Annotated in this window: 20 protein-coding genes; all 20 read right to left on the reverse strand. The window is 40.8% G+C overall.

The window, feature by feature from the left end:
• Nucleotides 1–101: 101 nt before the first annotated feature.
• Nucleotides 102–1247 (reverse strand): DegT/DnrJ/EryC1/StrS family aminotransferase, encoded by a 1146-nt coding sequence (locus tag MKX46_RS12780; RefSeq protein WP_340933389.1) that lies wholly within the window; start codon nt 1245–1247, stop codon nt 102–104.
• Between the two features lie 19 nt (nt 1248–1266).
• Nucleotides 1267–1893 carry an acetyltransferase gene (locus MKX46_RS12785; RefSeq protein ID WP_254328279.1) on the reverse strand — a complete coding sequence of 209 codons (627 nt, stop codon included), beginning with the start codon at nt 1891–1893 and terminating at the stop codon, nt 1267–1269.
• Nucleotides 1894–1905: 12 nt separating this feature from the next.
• Nucleotides 1906–3045: a UDP-N-acetylglucosamine 2-epimerase gene (gene neuC, locus MKX46_RS12790; protein ID WP_340933395.1), complete on the reverse strand. Its 1140-nt coding sequence runs from the start codon at nt 3043–3045 to the stop codon at nt 1906–1908.
• The gene (neuB, locus tag MKX46_RS12795) at nt 3042–4070 is read right to left on the reverse strand and encodes an N-acetylneuraminate synthase (protein ID WP_340933397.1); all 1029 of its coding nucleotides are present in this window, start codon (nt 4068–4070) and stop codon (nt 3042–3044) included. The genes neuC and neuB overlap by 4 nt, the downstream gene beginning before the upstream one ends.
• A gap of 16 nt (nt 4071–4086) precedes the next feature.
• Nucleotides 4087–4806: an acylneuraminate cytidylyltransferase family protein gene (locus tag MKX46_RS12800; protein ID WP_322251487.1), complete on the reverse strand. Its 720-nt coding sequence runs from the start codon at nt 4804–4806 to the stop codon at nt 4087–4089.
• Nucleotides 4803–5822 carry a UDP-N-acetylglucosamine 4,6-dehydratase family protein gene (locus MKX46_RS12805; protein WP_341071290.1) on the reverse strand — a complete coding sequence of 340 codons (1020 nt, stop codon included), beginning with the start codon at nt 5820–5822 and terminating at the stop codon, nt 4803–4805. The genes MKX46_RS12800 and MKX46_RS12805 overlap by 4 nt, the downstream gene beginning before the upstream one ends.
• A gap of 46 nt (nt 5823–5868) precedes the next feature.
• On the reverse strand, nt 5869–7332 hold the full coding sequence (locus MKX46_RS12810) for a motility associated factor glycosyltransferase family protein (protein ID WP_340933406.1): 1464 nt from the start codon (nt 7330–7332) through the stop codon (nt 5869–5871).
• 455 nt (nt 7333–7787) lie between these two features.
• The gene (locus MKX46_RS12815) at nt 7788–8132 is read right to left on the reverse strand and encodes a hypothetical protein (protein ID WP_340933408.1); all 345 of its coding nucleotides are present in this window, start codon (nt 8130–8132) and stop codon (nt 7788–7790) included.
• Entirely contained in the window at nt 8132–8515 is a 384-nt protein-coding gene (fliS, locus tag MKX46_RS12820) for a flagellar export chaperone FliS (RefSeq protein WP_039271489.1), read from the reverse strand. The genes MKX46_RS12815 and fliS overlap by 1 nt, the downstream gene beginning before the upstream one ends.
• 14 nt (nt 8516–8529) lie before the next feature.
• Nucleotides 8530–10002 carry a flagellar filament capping protein FliD gene (fliD, locus tag MKX46_RS12825; protein WP_340933412.1) on the reverse strand — a complete coding sequence of 491 codons (1473 nt, stop codon included), beginning with the start codon at nt 10000–10002 and terminating at the stop codon, nt 8530–8532.
• A 14-nt stretch (nt 10003–10016) separates the two neighbouring features.
• The gene (locus MKX46_RS12830) at nt 10017–10394 is read right to left on the reverse strand and encodes a flagellar protein FlaG (RefSeq protein ID WP_340933414.1); all 378 of its coding nucleotides are present in this window, start codon (nt 10392–10394) and stop codon (nt 10017–10019) included.
• 171 nt (nt 10395–10565) lie between these two features.
• Complete coding sequence (locus tag MKX46_RS12835) at nt 10566–11336, reverse strand: flagellin N-terminal helical domain-containing protein (RefSeq protein ID WP_061829919.1); 771 nt, start codon at nt 11334–11336, stop codon at nt 10566–10568.
• Between the two features lie 392 nt (nt 11337–11728).
• Nucleotides 11729–11962 carry a carbon storage regulator CsrA gene (gene csrA, locus MKX46_RS12840; RefSeq protein WP_340933416.1) on the reverse strand — a complete coding sequence of 78 codons (234 nt, stop codon included), beginning with the start codon at nt 11960–11962 and terminating at the stop codon, nt 11729–11731.
• Entirely contained in the window at nt 11962–12408 is a 447-nt protein-coding gene (locus MKX46_RS12845) for a flagellar assembly protein FliW (protein ID WP_039271499.1), read from the reverse strand. The genes csrA and MKX46_RS12845 overlap by 1 nt, the downstream gene beginning before the upstream one ends.
• 84 nt (nt 12409–12492) lie before the next feature.
• On the reverse strand, nt 12493–13401 hold the full coding sequence (flgL, locus tag MKX46_RS12850; RefSeq protein ID WP_340933418.1) for a flagellar hook-associated protein FlgL: 909 nt from the start codon (nt 13399–13401) through the stop codon (nt 12493–12495).
• Between the two features lie 24 nt (nt 13402–13425).
• Complete coding sequence (flgK, locus tag MKX46_RS12855) at nt 13426–15006, reverse strand: flagellar hook-associated protein FlgK (RefSeq protein WP_039271501.1); 1581 nt, start codon at nt 15004–15006, stop codon at nt 13426–13428.
• Nucleotides 15007–15021: 15 nt separating this feature from the next.
• Nucleotides 15022–15522, reverse strand: a complete 501-nt coding sequence (locus MKX46_RS12860; RefSeq protein ID WP_039271503.1) for a flagellar protein FlgN — start codon at nt 15520–15522, stop codon at nt 15022–15024.
• Nucleotides 15523–15532: 10 nt separating this feature from the next.
• Nucleotides 15533–15808 carry a flagellar biosynthesis anti-sigma factor FlgM gene (gene flgM / locus MKX46_RS12865; RefSeq protein WP_039271505.1) on the reverse strand — a complete coding sequence of 92 codons (276 nt, stop codon included), beginning with the start codon at nt 15806–15808 and terminating at the stop codon, nt 15533–15535.
• Nucleotides 15809–16004: 196 nt separating this feature from the next.
• Nucleotides 16005–16415: a TIGR03826 family flagellar region protein gene (locus MKX46_RS12870; protein ID WP_039271507.1), complete on the reverse strand. Its 411-nt coding sequence runs from the start codon at nt 16413–16415 to the stop codon at nt 16005–16007.
• A 747-nt stretch (nt 16416–17162) separates the two neighbouring features.
• Complete coding sequence (locus tag MKX46_RS12875) at nt 17163–17630, reverse strand: LysM peptidoglycan-binding domain-containing protein (RefSeq protein ID WP_318627928.1); 468 nt, start codon at nt 17628–17630, stop codon at nt 17163–17165.
• Nucleotides 17631–18006 lie beyond the last annotated feature (376 nt).

The raw sequence follows: 18006 nt of genomic DNA on the forward strand, positions 1-18006 counted from the left end.
CATTTTATAATTAGGAGTTAATAAGGAAAGCAGGTTAAGGATTTAAAAATCACTATAACCGGCACCTTTGACGGACTATTCGATATGGATTCGGCATTTTTTCATTGAAAAAATGCCTTTATTTGATCGATTACAAAGCTCTGCTCATCCACCGACATATTTGTTCCAGAGGGCAAACAAACTCCTTTTTCAAATAATATTTTGCTAATATCCATGCCACTTTCATGAGCAAAATACACGGCATCTTTAAAGAGTGGTTGCAGATGAAGCGGCTTCCATACTGGTCGTGATTCAATATTATCTTTTCCTAAATACCCTATTAAATCACTAACGCTTGTGCCAATAATCTCAGGATCTATTATCATTGTTGTCAACCATCGTGTAGACTTACCCAAACCCTTTTCCGGCATAAATTGTATTCCATCAATTCCTGATAGCTCATAGCTATACTTTTCAAAAATTTCTCGTTTCTGTTGAATGCGTTCGTCCAACACACGAAGCTGCCCTCTTCCTATACCTGCCAGAACATTACTGAGACGATAATTGAAGCCTACATCCTCATGCTGATAATGTATCGCCTTTTCCCTCGCCTGAGTTGCGTAATGTCGCGCTCTACTTAGTGCTTCTAAATCATCTGAAACCAGCATGCCCCCACCTGAAGTAGTAATAATTTTATTTCCATTAAATGAAAGAATGCCGAATTTCCCAAGCGTTCCACTCATTTGCTTGCCGTAAGTTGCTCCGAGTGATTCCGCAGCATCTTCTACAATTGGCACCTCGTAATAATCACATATTTTTTTCAAGCGATCGTAGTCTGCACTCTGCCCATACAAATTGACTATAACTACAGCTTTAGGTTTCTTTCCCTTATCTGCATAAGTCTTGAATGCTCGCTCTAGTGCCTCAGGGGACATATTCCAGCTGTCTGGTTCCGAATCGATAAAGACAGGAATTGCACCTTGATATAAGATCGGGTTAGCACTGGCAACAAAGGTAAGAGAAGAACAAAAAACAATATCATCCTTTTCCACACCAAGCAATATTAAAGACAAGTGAATCGCTGCTGTTCCAGAACTTAGGGCAACTGCGCCTCCACATCCTAAGTAATTTGCCACCTCTGATTCAAAAGCGTCTACATTTTTACCTAGTGGAGCAATCCAATTCGTTTCAAAGGCTTCTGCGATATATTGTTGTTCAAGCCCGCCCATATGCGGTGAAGATAAATAAATTCTATCTCGATTGGACATTTTGTTTCATCCCTTATCCTTATAGGTTTTTTATTACTTTGGCCGGACAACCCACAGCTATAACGTTTTCTGGCAAATCGCGGATGACACAAGAAGCAGCACCAACGATGGTATCACACCCTACGCGAACACCAGGTATAAGACTTGCACCTATTCCGATATGAGCACAGCACCCGATCTGAACTCCACCTGCCATATGTACACCTGGGGAAATATGCACGAAGTCTTCTATTCGGCAATCATGGTCTATAGTAGCAGCGGTATTAACAATGACATGCTCTCCAACGTACGCGTCTGCGTTAATTACAGCATTAGGCATGACAACCGTCCCTTCCCCAATGAATGCGCTGGGTGCGACTACAGCGCTTGGGTGAACAGCAGTACCAAATTGGACTGAAGCAACTTTTAATTGACTTACAATTTTCCTTCTGGTTGTATTATCTCCGATTGCCACAACGAACAGTGCCTCTGGATACAGAGATAATAGTTGAGCAATCTGATTACGGTTCCCCAAGATCGGCAGTCCATTCCATGCTTCTTCTTTACAATGATCATCCAGAACTCCAATGATTTCTTCACCACAGGACCGCAAAATATCCACGATGACCTTGGCATGTCCTCCTGCTCCAAAAACAATATAGCTCAAGGCCGATCCTCCTTAATAGGTAATAGTCTTTTGAATAAGCTGCTCTGACTTGGATATTCGGTTCAATATATCTACGATGCGAGAGCTTGTGTTATCTCTACTGTAAATATTGTCGGCTGCTTTAACAATTTGTTGGAAAGGCTCAGACATTGCGTACTCTATTGCAGAAGTCAATTCGAGCTCGTCAGCTGCAATATCTATTGTGTTCACAGAACGCTCTCTGCCTGTCTGACGAGTTCCAATATTAATGACTGGAACATGAAAGGAGGCAGCTTCAATAATCCCCGATGAGGAATTTCCAATTAATATTTTTGCATTTTTCAACATCGTCAGATAATCAAGTTGCTCAAAACTGGTTACAAGATGCATCCCTTTTCTTGCAGAAAACCGATTATATACATCAACGATCGCATCAGCTCCAGCATCCGAATTGGGCATCACACAAATTACCTCATTCTCCCCAGCCAAAAGAACTTCCATCATCTTACCAAGGATGTGCATATCCGCTACTTCCGTGGTGACAGGATGATAAGCAAACAGTACATAATCATTATCTATATTCAGATCGTATTTACGTTTCGTCCTCTCTAGCTCAGGCAGGGATGTGTTCATCATCGTTTCAATTCTCGGAGCACCGACGACATGAATTCTCCAAGGTTCTTCGCCAAGTCTGATTAGGCGATCCCTGCTTCCATTTGTAGCCACAAAGTGGATGTGGGCCAACTTACTAATCGCATGCCGTACAGACTCATCAATCGTGCCGGATACTTCTCCACCATGCAAATGAACAAGCGGAATGTTCATGTGAGAGGATACAATCGCAGCTGCAAGCATTTCTCCCCGATCTCCTAATACAACAACGAAATCTGGTTCCAAAGCTTCTACGGCTTGTGTCATGCCCATGATTGCTATTCCAATAGAGCGAGACATATTAGCATGAGTAGATCCTTGCAGCAGACAGTCTACCTTAGCAGATACACGAAATCCGTCCTTTTGGATAGCGTCCAATGTATACCCATGCTGTGGAGACAAATGCATGCCTGTAACCAACAGGTGGAGCTCCAGAGCATGTTCTTCCTCAAGAGCCCGCAAAACCGGGTAATATATCCCATAATCAGCTCGTGTTCCGGTAATCACCAATACTTTTTTCATTGCACATCATCCCATGATAACAAATAGTCTTCATGTACATCCTTTAAAAGCTGCTTACCAACCAAGTCATCAAAATATTTAGGCTCTATTCCAGTGCCCGGACGCTTGATAACTAGATCTTCTCGAGTTAATTGCTGGCCTGTCTTTTTGGATGTTGCCATCACAATACTTTTTCTTGCAACGGCTCTGGTGCTTTCCTCGGAAGGCATACATCTTTTAACACCATCCCCTAAAGCCTGCTCCACTTTTCGAATCGCAAGAACCATCTTTGAAAAGTCAGCAGGCTCCAGTGAAGCCTTATGGTCAGGACCTGGAAGATTTCGATCCAATGTAAAATGCTTTTCAATAATTCTCGCTCCCAGTGCTGAAGCCGCTATAGCGATCTCAATCCCAGCCGTATGATCTGAGTAACCTGTGACCTTATTAAAAGCTGTAGATATTGTCTTCATAGCTAGCAGATTCACATCTTCTAAAGGCGCCGGATAGTCAGAAGTACAGTGTAGCAATAGTACTTCACTTTTTTTAAATGCTTGTAACGACTCTCCAATTTCATCTAAATTAGACATCCCGGTCGATAGAATAATTGGACGCCCATAGCTATCAAGCTTTTGAAGAAAGGGGATATTATTCATATCTCCTGATCCAACCTTGAATGCGTCAATATGAATTGAATTCAGAAACTCAGCACTCTCTTCATCAAAGGGTGTGGAAAGGAAATCTATCCCTTTATCCTCACAGTACTTTTTCAAAAGAACAAAATCCTCAAAGCTCAATTCCAGCTGTCTTAACATATCTAGTTGGCTTTCAGCTGAGTTCGTATTTTCTGTCTGATAATTAGCCTTCTGGGCGTACTTGGTTACTAGTTTTTCACTTTTAAAGGTCTGGAATTTCACCGCATCTGCACCGCATAAAATCGCTTGATCAATACACTCGAATGCAAGCTCCAATGATCCATTATGATTGACTCCTACCTCTGCGATAATATAGATAGGGTGGTTTTCATGATTTGACAAGAGGTTTTGCATGTTATATTCCTCCCTCCTACTGCAAGGATTCCTTGTGATTGGATTCTCTCCAAAAAAACTCTGCCATTTTTAAATCAAACTCGTCATCTATGTCAACAGACCGTTCTTTAGGCATAATATAGCCACAATTATTAGGACCAACCAGAGTGTCACTATTCATCAACAGATCTTTTTTTACGATATAGATGGCTCCATTTAAAGCATGCAGTTCTTTCAGATCTTGTCTCCTCAAATGCTCGCTTTCACCTTTCAGGTAGGGCGTAACTCGTCCGTTATCCATTTCCCTTAGTAAATAGGGTTGCACTCCAGATAAAGTGACACTTTGAAGTGAATCAGCCTGATGATCTAAAAATGTTTTATATGCTTCTCTAATGTCCATAGCATTTCGCAGTGGAGATGTGGGCTGTAGCAGCATAATAACATCAAATATTTGATTTTGCGTCTGCTCATAAAATTCAACTGCATGCTTTAACACATCAATGCTTTTGGCCTCATCGGTAGCCAGTTCAGCAGGCCTAATAAATGGAACAGCAGCTCCAGCCTGACTTGATACACGAGCAATATCCTCACTATCGGTTGTGACTACAACTTCATCTACGCAACCACTGTTCAACGCAGCCTCAATGCTATATTGAATGAGCGGTTTATCATGTAACAATCTTATGTTTTTACCGGGTAAACCTTTTGATCCACCCCGCGCAGGAATAATTGCCAAACACTTGTGATTGCTCATCATACAATACCTTTTGTAAAGCCCAATCCGTTCTGTTCAATAAGCTCCCGGATGGCTTTCGGGAAAATCTGTGGTGCAGTCATTGAAGAATATTCTTGGCGAATCGCCTTTTGAAAACCTTCATATTCTTGCTCTGCGGTATGAAATAACGAAGGAATGATATACATTTGTCCATTCTCCAACGCTCTTTCCGACTCCTCAAGCGTCATGAGCTCCTCATATAGCTTTTCTCCCGGACGGATTCCGGTCTCAATGATTTCTCCACCATAAGATTTACCAACTGCCTCTTCATACGAATCAATCAAACATTGGGCCAAATCCGTAATTTTGAGAATCGGCATTTTTAGTACAAATACTTCTCCACCCTGCGAATAGTGCGCCGCATCTATGACCAATTGAGCTGCTTGAGGAATAGACATCATAAACCGAGTCATCTCTGCATGTGTGACCGTCACCGGTGTCCCTTTAGCAATCTGATCACGGAATAAAGGAATAACAGAGCCCCTGGATCCCATAACATTTCCAAAGCGGACACAAGAAAAGATGGTACGTTTGCTTCCTTTATACAAGTTGGCGGCAGAAATCAAACGTTCGGATAGCAACTTCGTAGCCCCCATCGTATTCGTTGGGTTTACCACTTTATCTGTGCTGATGGCTACTACTTTTTCTACATTATGCTCAATAGCCGTCTCTATCAGATTTTGTACGCCAATAACATTCGTTTTTACTGCTTCCATAGGGTTATACTCGCATGCAGGCACATGTTTGAGAGCAGCAGCATGAAAAATATAATCCACATCCTCCATAGCATAACTCAGTCTTTGCTTGTCCCTAATATCACCGATCAAATAACGGATATTCGTATATTCTTTTAATTCCTGCTGCAGATCAAACTGTTTGCTCTCATCCCTGCTAAAAACCCGTAAAGCTTTAGGGTTATACGACAAAATATTACGTACAATTTCGCTTCCAATCGAACCTGTGCCGCCCGTAACCAGTACAATCTTGTTGGTAAACATAATGACCTCCGGAGTGTAAAACGATTAGTTTATATATCTTTATGGATCACTGCATCGCTATCTGTTTTTTATCTAAACGGCGAATCGATTCCGAAAACATTTCTTCAAGTATTGGGATTTGTGTTGTAATATCCTGTAGCAGCTTACCCAGATGCTCATAGATTAGATCAGACTTACGAGTCAATTGATGTTCTGTCACAATGACAGGAAGCACCTGATCAAAGCGAGCAACTTCGATAGGCATGATAGACTCAAATATAGGTGAGAACCATGTTCTGTTAGCTATTAGCCCCCACATCTGCTCTATGGATTCCATCATATTTTGAGCCTTTGCTGGTTTAGTCCGGCTAAACTCGCGTAGCTTATTCATAAGCTTGTGAATTGCTGCAATCTCAGAGCGTACATTGGAAAAGTCTTCACGTGTCGCTATCAGCTTATCTCTGACATCCTGCACCTTATTCATATCAGCTGCAATATTTATTTTGTTTATCAAATCGGCTATAGCATCAGGATCAACAGATTCTGATGCTAACAATTTATACATCTCTTCCATGGGCTTGAAAGGAGCACCCTCAATCACTGCACCATTGCGGCTTGAATTGACGAATTCGATTCTTGGAAGTGCCGTAATGAGATTTTCGAGTCCATCCTTCATCAAAGAGAAACTCTCATCTGTAGTGTTGTATGTTCCCTTTACATTCAGTACCTTCTTAGGCGCTTCCTGGACTGTCTTATCAGTAGTTTCGGCCGCAAAATGTTCAATTCCATCTGCGTAAAATTTGTTATCCGGGAACGATAAATCCTGACCTGCAAGTATGATCCGTTTAGCCCCTAAACATGCTGCTGCTTGAATAGCCGTTCCTGCAACTGTTTCTGTGGGAGATATAAAGAGTTCCTCTTTACTGAGTCCAAAGAAATACTGAGATACAGCATCACTTTTCATAATACTATGAATTTTCTCTGCGCTGTTCTGCTCAGAGATTTCATAATAAGATGAAGAGGTAAACAATAAAGGCTGCTCCCTTGTTACAGAAGAAGCAAAGATTTTCTTATTGACTGGATGCCCATCCATAATGACAGCAAGGTGAGGCTGTATTCCATGCTTTATTAAAGCCTGAATACTGGAGCCTGCTGAAATAATCAGTACATGAGGACATAATTTTTTCAACCATTCGATATCTTCCTGTAACGATGGTCCCGATGATACAACAACCACCGTTGCGCCTTCAAAAGCATAAAAAAGTCGCTCAATGGAAGGAGTGTTTATCACATCAGAAAGGTGATATAGATAATTCCGAGTCCATTCTTCTCGAAAACGATTCTCTGTATGTTTATCTACGAGGAAGCTCTGACGATATTCCTGAAATTTCTCCTTTACTTCACGCAACAAATTCATATCATCTGATAGATACTTGCGCAGTGCGATAAACCCCAAATCTTCCAGCATATAACTACTTAACATGTGAAACATCATATTGAGCTGAGACTCACCAACAGATAGCCAGTACAAATTGGGATGCCCCAGCAAAAGACTGAGGTCATAGTCCGTTACTGCCTTCCGAAACAGCTGCTCATCCGGCTCGTATACAAACAACCAGTGGTTCGGGTACAATTCGAGGAGATCAGCAATACTGAGCCCCCTCTCAAACCCATATACAAAAATGATCTTTCCATTTCCAATAGCTCCATCAACAGCATTAAGCCAAGCAGTATCCTTTTCGAAGGACTCAGTAAACAAAGGTATAGATAAGTCATCATTCGGCAAACTATTTATTTTGGTTGCAACATGAGGAAACCTTTGCTCTAGAATTGTATGGTTTATTTGTAGTTGAGACAAGGTATTACCACCGTTTCACATTAATATTTGTTAATTAGTATATCGGATTTACTCTTAATGGAATGAACCTTTTCACAAAAATACCCCCATTCTAAATCGAATAGGGGGTACGCTCCATAAAGCATTTTTTATTTGCGATGATCAATAAACAAACTGTCTACAGAATAAGCTTGCTGGTATGCATGCTGCTGCACACGAATGGCTCCGCGTTTCTCCATCCATTGACCAGCCTCATCCTTTAGTACATGCATGCGCTGCAAAATTACAGAATCGTTACTTAGTATATCACGAATTTTCTGTTTATCATGTTCCGTTAACGATGGTTGATAGGGCTGCATCTGTTCTACAATGCGCTGCCTTTGATCTGCAAACTGTTCAAACTCTTCCTCACTTATATTCAGAAGGTTAGATAACACTGCTTCTGTCCTATGTTGCAGCTCTTCAAGGAGTACTTGCATATTAGGATCTGCCATCACACACTACCAACTACACCAGGCATTTTCATGGCTTCCAACCAAGCTTCCCGTAGGTCAGTCAAATGTTCCAGCACCTCTTGTGCCGGAGCGGCTATTTTGTGAACATTCGCCTCAATCAGCTCATGCAGCATATATTCATACACTCTCAATAAGTCATGGGATATTGGATACTCAAAATTCAACGCAGATATCAACTCGTGTACAATCGCTTGCGCTTTACACAAATTATTATTTGCTTTCTCGTTATCCTTATTCTCTATCCCCTCAATTCCCGCACGAAGGAAACGAATAGCCCCATCGTACAGCATAATTAGCAGTTTAGGCTTGGAAGCAGTTTGCGCTTGAGTCTGCCGGTATTTCTGATAGGGTGTATTGATCAATTGTAAAACCTCCTTTATGACGACATGCCAGTAAGACTCGAAGATGTGCTATTATACTTGCTGATTGCCGTCTCCATCGCGGTGAATTTTTTGTAATAGTTAGTTTCAATCATCGTTAGACGGCTAGTCATGTCACTAATTCGACGGTTCAGGCTCGACAATTGCTCTCCCATTGTGCTTGTAGAAAGAAATGAAGCAGTTAGGTCCTTACTTACTTTTGAAGTACCAGCTGTATCTGCCATTCTTTGAAGTGAGGTATTCGAAATTTTCTTTAGTTTAGCAAGAACACCATCTTGTTGTGTATATTTATTTGTTAATAGGGTACTTGGGTCCTGTTTCCCGAAAAAGTTCGCGACAATATCCGGATCTTTTTCTACCGCTGCACGCAATTTGTCTGCATCTAGAATAAGCTTGCCTTTTGTATCATACGTCCCCGTAGTGATTCCTAGCTCAGACATCATTAAGGGCTTATTCTTACCATCCGCGTCAACTCTGCCGATATCTACACCTTGGATCATAGCACTACGCATCTCAGACAAGGTATCCTGCAGGATAGGATCGTTTCTAAGCATGCCACTCTTGGCCTTGGTTGTCCAGAGCTTGGCTTCATCATCACTCATAGCGGCTCTTTGTTCCGTCGTAAGCGGAGCGTATTTTTTATATCTCTCTTCACCAACCTTGCCATTGAGTGTAGCAAGAACATCATTATATGCATCGACAAAACTTTGAATATTTTCGACAATCTTATCGGTATCTTTGGTAGCTTCAATTCTTGTCGCAGCACCACCGGCTGTCTTCAGTGTAATATCAATGCCATTAATGGTAAAATTATTTGATGACTTTTTGACTTCAAGTCCATTTACCTTTAGCACAGCATCCGTTCCGTTTGTTGAAGACAATTTAAATTCACTACTAATTTGAGAATCAATATTGAATGTTTGCGACCCCGTAGTCTTACTAGTTAATGACAAACCAGATTTGGGATCGTACAGGGCAGTTACTCCTGTCTTACTGTTATCATTAATTTTTTTGACAAACGATTCAATGGTTTCGTTTGCATCCACATCAATGGTGTCCCCACCAACCTGAACCGTACGAGCTGCCCCATCGGCAAAGGCAAGCTCGGTGCTTGCCTTTTCAGACCATGAGCTATCTGAGACAGATCTTGCGGCAGTAGCGAGATTGGTTACCGAGATATCCAATACTCCACTGGCAGACGATGAAGCCGATGCAGTCAACGCGTCACTATTTCCCGATACTGTTACTTTCTGCGGATTCATTGAAGCAGTACGGCTTAATGTCGTCAGTTTATCTTGTAGAAATGAAACAATTTTAGTACTGGACTCACGGTAGTTTTCTCGTTTCCATTCCATCAACTGCTTTTGTTGATTCATCTTATCGAGTGGTACACGCTCAGCAGTCATCAACTTTTTAACCACTGCATCAATATCCATACCTGAGGCAAGACCACTTATTCTGGTTACCATAATTGTATATCCCCCTATACTTTTTTATCGATAATGATTCCTGCAATCTCCATCATTCTAGCCGCTATATCCAGAATTTTTTCGGGAGGTACCTCACGAATCAGATCGCCGGTTTCCTTGTTCATCACTTTTATCATGATTGCATGTGTCTTTTCATGCACAGAGATCTCAAACATCTTCTGTGGGCCTTGTATAGCATCAATTACTTTCTGTAGCTCCAACACTGCTTCTTCATGTGTCGGTTGTTTCTGACCAGCACCACCTCTATTGAGGACAACATCTTGTGCAGCAGCATAATTTGTTTTGACATCTGAAGGGGCTTCACGTTTTATTCCTGCTGATGGCTGAACTGGCAACAGATTCCCAGTGCTAGGGGGGATCATCGAGTCCATAGAATAACCTCCATTAGTAGTTTTTAGACACAATAAAACCGTTCTATATTTGAAATGCTAATACATTATATATCGGTAAATGAGTGCAATTATTTACGAAAAAACTAAAATAAAACAAAAAAAGATCCTGCAATAAGCAGGATCTTTTTTTGTAACGGCTGTCGTTTAAAATTAACGAAGCAACGACAGTACGCCTTGTGGCGCAGAGTTTGCTTGTGACAGCATGGATTGGGAAGCTTGCAGCAAGATGTTGTTTTTGGACAGAGCAACCATTTCTTTTGCCATGTCAGTGTCACGAATACGGGATTCGGAAGCTGTCAGGTTTTCTACAGTTGTGCCCAAGTTGTTGGAAGTGTATTCCATACGATTTTGCATAGCACCCAAGTTAGCACGTTGCTTAGCAACTTTTTCAATTGCATTTGTTGTAGCAGACAAAGTTACTCCAGAAGTAAGACCACGAATTTGAGTGGAATCGATACCTTTAACAGTGAGAACGAACGCGTTATCATCAGCTTGGATTTTAACGCTTCCACCGGAAATCGCAATACCGTTGAATTTAGTGTTGGACAGGATTGCATCAATTTGACCGCCCAATTGACCAAGCTCAGCTTTAATGTTAGATTTATCGCCAGCGCTGTAAGTATCATTGAGTTGTTGAACGCTCAGTTCTTTCATACGAGTCAACATGGAGGATACTTCGTTCATTGCACCCTCAGCTGTTTGTGCGAAAGAGATACCGTCTTGAACGTTACGTTGTGCTTGTTCCAGACCACGGATTTGACCGCGCATTTTTTCGGAAATGGAGAGACCCGCAGCATCGTCAGCTGCACGGTTGATACGCAGACCTGAAGACAATTTCTCCATGTTTTTGCTTGCTGCCGTGTTGTTCAATTGCATGTTACGGTGTGTATTTACTGCCGGTAAGTTGTGATTGATAATCATTTTAATTTCCTCCCTGAAATGGTTTAATTCCCACGTCCTTGTGGTATAAGCGTCTTCACAGGTCGGCCGCCCTGAAGAATTACCGCTCTAAAATATATATCGACCCTAAGACTAGAATTGTTTATAGCATTCCAGATTTTTTTTGAAATATTTTCTTAGAAGTCTACGACTCGGTTATTTCGATTAAAAGTCAACATCTCTATAATGATGACCTTGCCCAAATCCGAACTGTCTACACCTGACTTAAGCCATTAAACAATCACCCAGGTGATAAATGTGGAATACAAGATTATATCAAGCACTGTTTCCAGATGAATAAACGTAAAATTGAAGGCCGACACTTTACTCGTGTCGGCCTTTCTCAATGAAAGTGTACTACTATTATTGTTTAATCAGACTTTTCTCTTATTCATTTCCAACATTGCATTTTGAATAGCATTCGAATCCATAACAGCAATTTGATTATTTTGCTGAATAGCATCAAAGACTTCTTTTCGGTAAATATCGATATCCTTAGGGGCAGAAATACCGATTTTCACAGTATCTCCTTCAACAGAAAGAACTGTTATGACGATATCATTCTGAATTACAATGGATTCACCCTTTTTACGTGTTAATACCAGCATTAGGACTCACCGCCTTTGCTGGACTCTATTTCATTCCACAAGGGATGCTTAATTGTATAGTTCGTATTTTGCAAAACAATTTGCTTTCCCGTCTGCTGTTCAATGTTAAAAATTAAAGGCGCAAGCAAATTAACTGTTGTTTTGGATTGATCACTGTTCCATGTACAAATACATCGTACTGATATCTGTTCCTGACTTGTAATTCCAATATCCTCTAGAGCATCATCAGATAACTCAAATTCATAATCTTCAAAAAAATCAAATGGATTTACGGTAATAAAAATAGTAGCTGGCTGCTCTACTGCACTGAAAAGACTAAATAATTCATTATGCTCCTGTAACTGAAATTCCCGAAGTTGTTCAAATCCTGGTATTCCTTTCGGAAACACATAAAGACTAGTATTTTTATCTTGGTTTTCTTCATCTAATTTCTGTTCTGGGGTCATAAGTAACTCCTCCTAAATATAGTAACAAAAAAGCTACGGACACTCGTCCATAGCTTCAAATTATAAATGTCAAAGAGATAGAAATCAGCTCATAAAGTCCATCAGGGATGGCTGCATGATCTTAGCTGATGATTTCAGGGCGGCTTCATAAATGGTTTGGGCAGATGTAGCTTGAATCATCAGACTAGCAACATCCGCATCTTCCGTTTTAGCTTGAAGTGTCGTCAAATTCAAATTTCGCTCTTCCAAACGGGATTGTATCAGTTCAACCCGATTCGTACGTGCGCCCACTTCAGACAAACTTGTCTGCATTTTAGTAAAGCGGGATTCAATACTTGAAAGTTGACTCGATATTGCCGTACTATTTCCACTGCTTAGTGCAGAAGATATAGCATCCATGACCTTAAAAACATTATCAGGATCTGTCGATTTCCCAAAAAAATCGCTACCGGACGTATTTACCCGAAATGCGTCTTGGTCTCCAACTGCATAGCTGACCGCGCCTTGATCTGGATTAATCTGATCATAACTTGTTACCGTAGCAGATAGCTGATACGGCATCTGATCATAATTTTGTCCATTAAAAACATACTTCCCACGAAGCTGGCTGTTACCAATATTCATCATTTGTTCTTTTAACTGATCAACTTCCAATTTAATTGAATCCAAGCCGGATTGAGGAAGGGTTTCACTTGAAGCTTGAACTGTCAGCTCTTTAAGACGCTTCATTACATCACTGGCTTGTTGCATGGTTGTATCAGTGAAATCTAACCAGCTAACAGCTGCATCTGAGTTTGTCTTATATTGTTCATTAGAAGCCAACTCGGCTCTGTACCGTAGGGCATAAGTTACCCCTACTGGATCATCTGAAGGCTTATTCAACTTACGACCAGTCGAAATCTGATTCTCCATTTTACCCATATTATTATTATTTCGATTCAGGTTACTGAGCAGTTGCATATTAGTCATCCCTGAAGTCACTCGAATTGGCATGGCTTACTCCACCTTCTCATTATACTAGAGACCTACGCGACCTGTACCATTAATCAGCTTTTCCAACAGTTGATCAAAAGTTGTCATGAACCGGGAAGCTGCACTGTAAGCATGTTGAAACTTGATCATGTTTGACATTTCTTCATCCAGTGATACCCCGCTGACAGATTGGCGGTTCAAGTCCACTTGCTCGGTCAACAACTGTGCATTCTGCGATTGTCGCTCTGCTTCCTGAGTTTGAACACCTAATTGCCCAACAATTGCACTGAAGAAGTCATCTACAGTGGTGGTTTGCGCTTGAGTTGTATTAAAACCAAACTTTACATTTTTCAGGCTTGCCATAGACAATGCCAATGCATTGTTACCTACGGTCACCTTCTCATTGGCCGTTCCCGTTCCATCTACACGCAAAGAACTGGCAATTTTGTTTGGATCGTCTTGAATATCCTTATTCAACGTAATGTTACCTGCTGTAATAGCAGCTCCATCTTTGGAGGTAAAGAACGCCCCGCCCTTTTGTGGTGTCGTACCACTAAGTGTGTATCCCAACTGATGGAGTCCATTAATTCCTTGTACGGTTACTTTCAAATCCGCGGTCAAGGTTCTGTTGTTATTCGCATTTGAGTAAGTAACCGCTGCATTGTTGACACCTGAATTCAATACCGTTCCCTCAGGCAGAACTGTACCTGCAGGTAAAGTAATTTCAATGTTACCATTTGCCAATGTATTAGCTAACTGGTCCATCTGGGTTTTATAATCTGCTACATATTTATCTCTGGATAAAATCATACCGTACACTTCGCCACCAGTTAACGCTCCACCTTGATATGCAGCCTCAAGGCCAGCCGCCGTAATAGCAGTTACCTCTGTGCCAGCTACAGCTATCTGTCCTGCCACCGTTACCTGATAACCGTTATCCAATTGAGTTACCTGCACATTCGCAAGCTTGGACAACTTATCAATTGCATAATCCCGCTGATCCCGCAAGTCATTTGGATTATCCCCAAGCTGTTCTAATTTATAAATATTTCCATTCAAATCCGCTACAGACTGCAATAACGAATTCATCTCAGATGTTTTTAATGTAACGTTATTAGTCAAATCAGAACTGAGTGCATCCAGTTGCTTACTAGCCTGGTTCATCGCATCTGTCAGAGCAAGTGTAGTCTCTTTTACAATTTTGCGATTCGTGACATCCTGGGGGTCTTGGCTCAGATCGGACCATGAATCCCAAAAATTATCCATGACCTTACGGATACCTGTATCGGAAGGCTCGTTCATGATGGTCTCGAGCTTGTTCAGTGTGTCATAACGGATGTCCCATCCACCTTGAGAAGAACTTTCATTACGATACTGATCGTCGAGAAACGTCTGACGAACACGCTCAATAGCAGTGAATTCAACCCCTGTACCCATTTGACCTCGTACAACGGAACGATTCAAACCATAGGCTTCCATAGATTCCGAGGCCTTCATACTAACCACTTGTCTGGAGTAACCAGCTGTGTTGGCATTCGAGATATTGTGTCCGGTTGTATTTAATGCAGCTGTTTGTGTGTTTAAGCTTCTTTTCGCTGTTTCTATACCATGAAATGTTGAGACCATGTTTTCCTCCTTCAATTAGGCGCGTGTATCAAATAGTCCCGCTCGTACTGATGATGTGCTCTTATCAGCTGGACGCTGATAAACCGCTTCAGATTCCGCATAATATGACATACTCTCAATAGAAAAATCAATATAGGAAAGCGCCTGTTGTATAAGCTGTTGATTCAACTCATTTAAATTTTTCAATTCTTCAAGCGTATCCGCTAGATTTTTTTGAATGTGAAGGAGGCGCTGCTTATCTTCTACATCAAACACAAGACGAGACAACTCCGTAATATTGAGATTCAACTTGGACTTAATACCACGTTCCTGCAAAAATTCATATGCTGCCTGCAGGCGTCGTTCATCCAGCTGTTCAATGTGTCTGGACATCTTCGATTCCTGATTCATGACTAGAATGAGCTGATCTACCTTATTTGATATCAGTGCTTCCTTTTTTTGAGTTCCTAATGCAATCAACTGCTCGTGAGCCTCTCTAAGCTGCTCCAGCACATCAATCAATCGCTCTAAAGGCATATTCCTTCACCTAGCTTTCGGAAGACTGCTTGAAGTAAGGTAACAGCTTCTCTGCAATTTTATCGGCATCTACACGATAGGTTCCAGAAGCTACTTGTTGCTTAAGCTCCTGAATTTTCTTAACGCGATCTGCATCACTGCTGCGGTTCAGCATTTCCATCGCTTCCGGAGAAATCGAAACCTCGTCCTTGCGGCGAGACTTCTTAAGCTCCTCTTGACGCCCTGTTTCAATATTTCGTTGGTATGGATTAATAGCTCCGATGCGGTTGGTCTCGTTAATTTTCATAACTTCCACCTTCCTTAGTTATTTGATATGGTCAGAATGTATCAGACGACATAGCGTCGAACATGGTTCGTATTATGCCTCACTTCTTTATTTTGTGCATGGTTGCTAAAAATAAAAAAACCGATAAGCTCTATAAAGATTATCGGCGGTATTTGAAACTTTTTGAATAGCTGAATGTGTTTTTAATTCCCCTGTACTACTTTCCACGAAGTTTATCAATCGCGCTGTAGGTACCTGAGCCCATATTATTACTTTGATCCTGATTACTACTTTCGCGTACAGCCTGATGCAGGTCTTTAGTCAGACGTGTTCGACAAGAATCGCACATATGCCCTTCACGAATCGGTATCCCGCATACCTCGCAAGGATACGTCATATTGGGCGCATTAGCAATGGAAATACGTCCCTCGCGTATAAATGTCGTGATTTGCTTTACGGATACCTCAGTAGCCTCCGAAAGCTCATGCATATGAATGCCCTTATTCTCACGTATATGTTTGACACAGCGTTCGTATTCAATTTCAATTTCTTTAATACAGTTCTGGCAGATTCCCCTGACGTTCATAATAAACAGCTTTCCACATCGAGGACAGTTATCCAAATTCATCCTCTGTAGCGCCCCTTTCCAATTTCCGATCTTTAAAATACTTTTATCCTTACATTACCTTATAATGAAGAGCCTCGTCTAGCAAATATTTCAAAAAGAGATTTTCAGATTTTACACAATTGCACATCTTATAAGTTATCATATTAAAAGTATAAGAGAGAATGACCCATCAGCAAAAGTTCCTCTACATCTATATGCATCAATATGCAATGACATAAAAATAAAGAAAGCCCATGAAAGCTAATAACTCAGTCTAGTGTCTGTGTCTATTTATCGTCAAACATTGCTCCGTACTTTAGATAGAAAATAAAATAAGCGCCATTCCAGTTATTTTCGGGAATAGCGCTTCATTATACAATTAAAATAGCTGTATGAATATGAGTAAATGTAGAAATTAATTATCAAGATGAGGGAAAAACCGGGCGAAACAATCCTCAGAAGAATTCATGTTCACCTGTGCCCCGAATGACATCAAGAAAGTCCTGTAAATCCGGGGGAACGGCGCCCATACGAATGCTCCGCACATGGAGTGTGGGTATTCATAAATCTCATGGACCTAACATCATCTCAACTTATAACCTATCTGAAATCAAGCTAGATGCACCAGTGGAAATTTGCAACCCAAAAAAACAAGCTATTTCACAAATAATTATTCAAAAAAGCATTGTTTTAATAGTGGCCTTCCCGTATACTATAGTCAAACGCTTGGTTTAAAAAACATACTTCATTATACATTTATAATGATAATTATTTATTTGTTTTTGTTTGCGGTACTTGCAGTTCTTGGCCTGCTTTAACTAGGTTGTTAATCTTAACCAGTTCTTCAACAGTTACACCGTATTTTTCAGCAATAGAAGCCAGTGTGTCGCCCTCTTGAACATTTACTGTGATTGTATTTACAGTTGCTGGTGTTTCATTTGTAGTTGTTGCTGGTTTTGTGGTTGTTGCTTGATTGTTGTTCTCAGTAGCTGGTTGAGCTGGTGTTACAGTCGCTGCATTTTCAGTAGTTTCAGTTTTAAAAAACTTAGCTTCAAATGCTTTCTGTGCTGCTTCTTGCTGCTCTCTTATGAGTTGGTCCTCCAATTGCTGAATTTCGTCATCGGAGCTGGACTTCGCCATTACTTGACCTGTTGCAAGTGGACTCAACAAAGATACTGCACCTAAACTAACTGCCAACATGCTAGATACTGCTACTTTTTTCATTACGTTTTTCATGATTTATTCTCTCCTCTTTTTAACTTTAAATTTTAATTAACTGCTTTACTACTGAGCGAGACACTCCCAATGTCCGCTCTTTAGTCATTAGCTAATCACTTATAACCAATCATGTTAGCTATCAACAGATAGAAATTGTACTCCTCTTTTCCAAAAAAATCAACCTCTAAATTGAAATATTCTGTTTTCATCCCTCACTTCCTTACTTTTTGTTTGTCTCTATATTTTTTATTATATACCTCTCTCTAGCTTGTTGTCAAATCCTGCTGATTGTACGGCTTAAAAGACTTTTTGCTCTATCATTTAACCCTTCTTTCAAGAGAATTATAACCTTTTTTTCATAGTTTCAAGCGAAATTTATGGGGAATACCAGATA

This window comes from Paenibacillus sp. FSL P4-0113 (assembly GCF_038009305.1).
Classification (GTDB): domain Bacteria; phylum Bacillota; class Bacilli; order Paenibacillales; family Paenibacillaceae; genus Paenibacillus; species Paenibacillus polymyxa_D.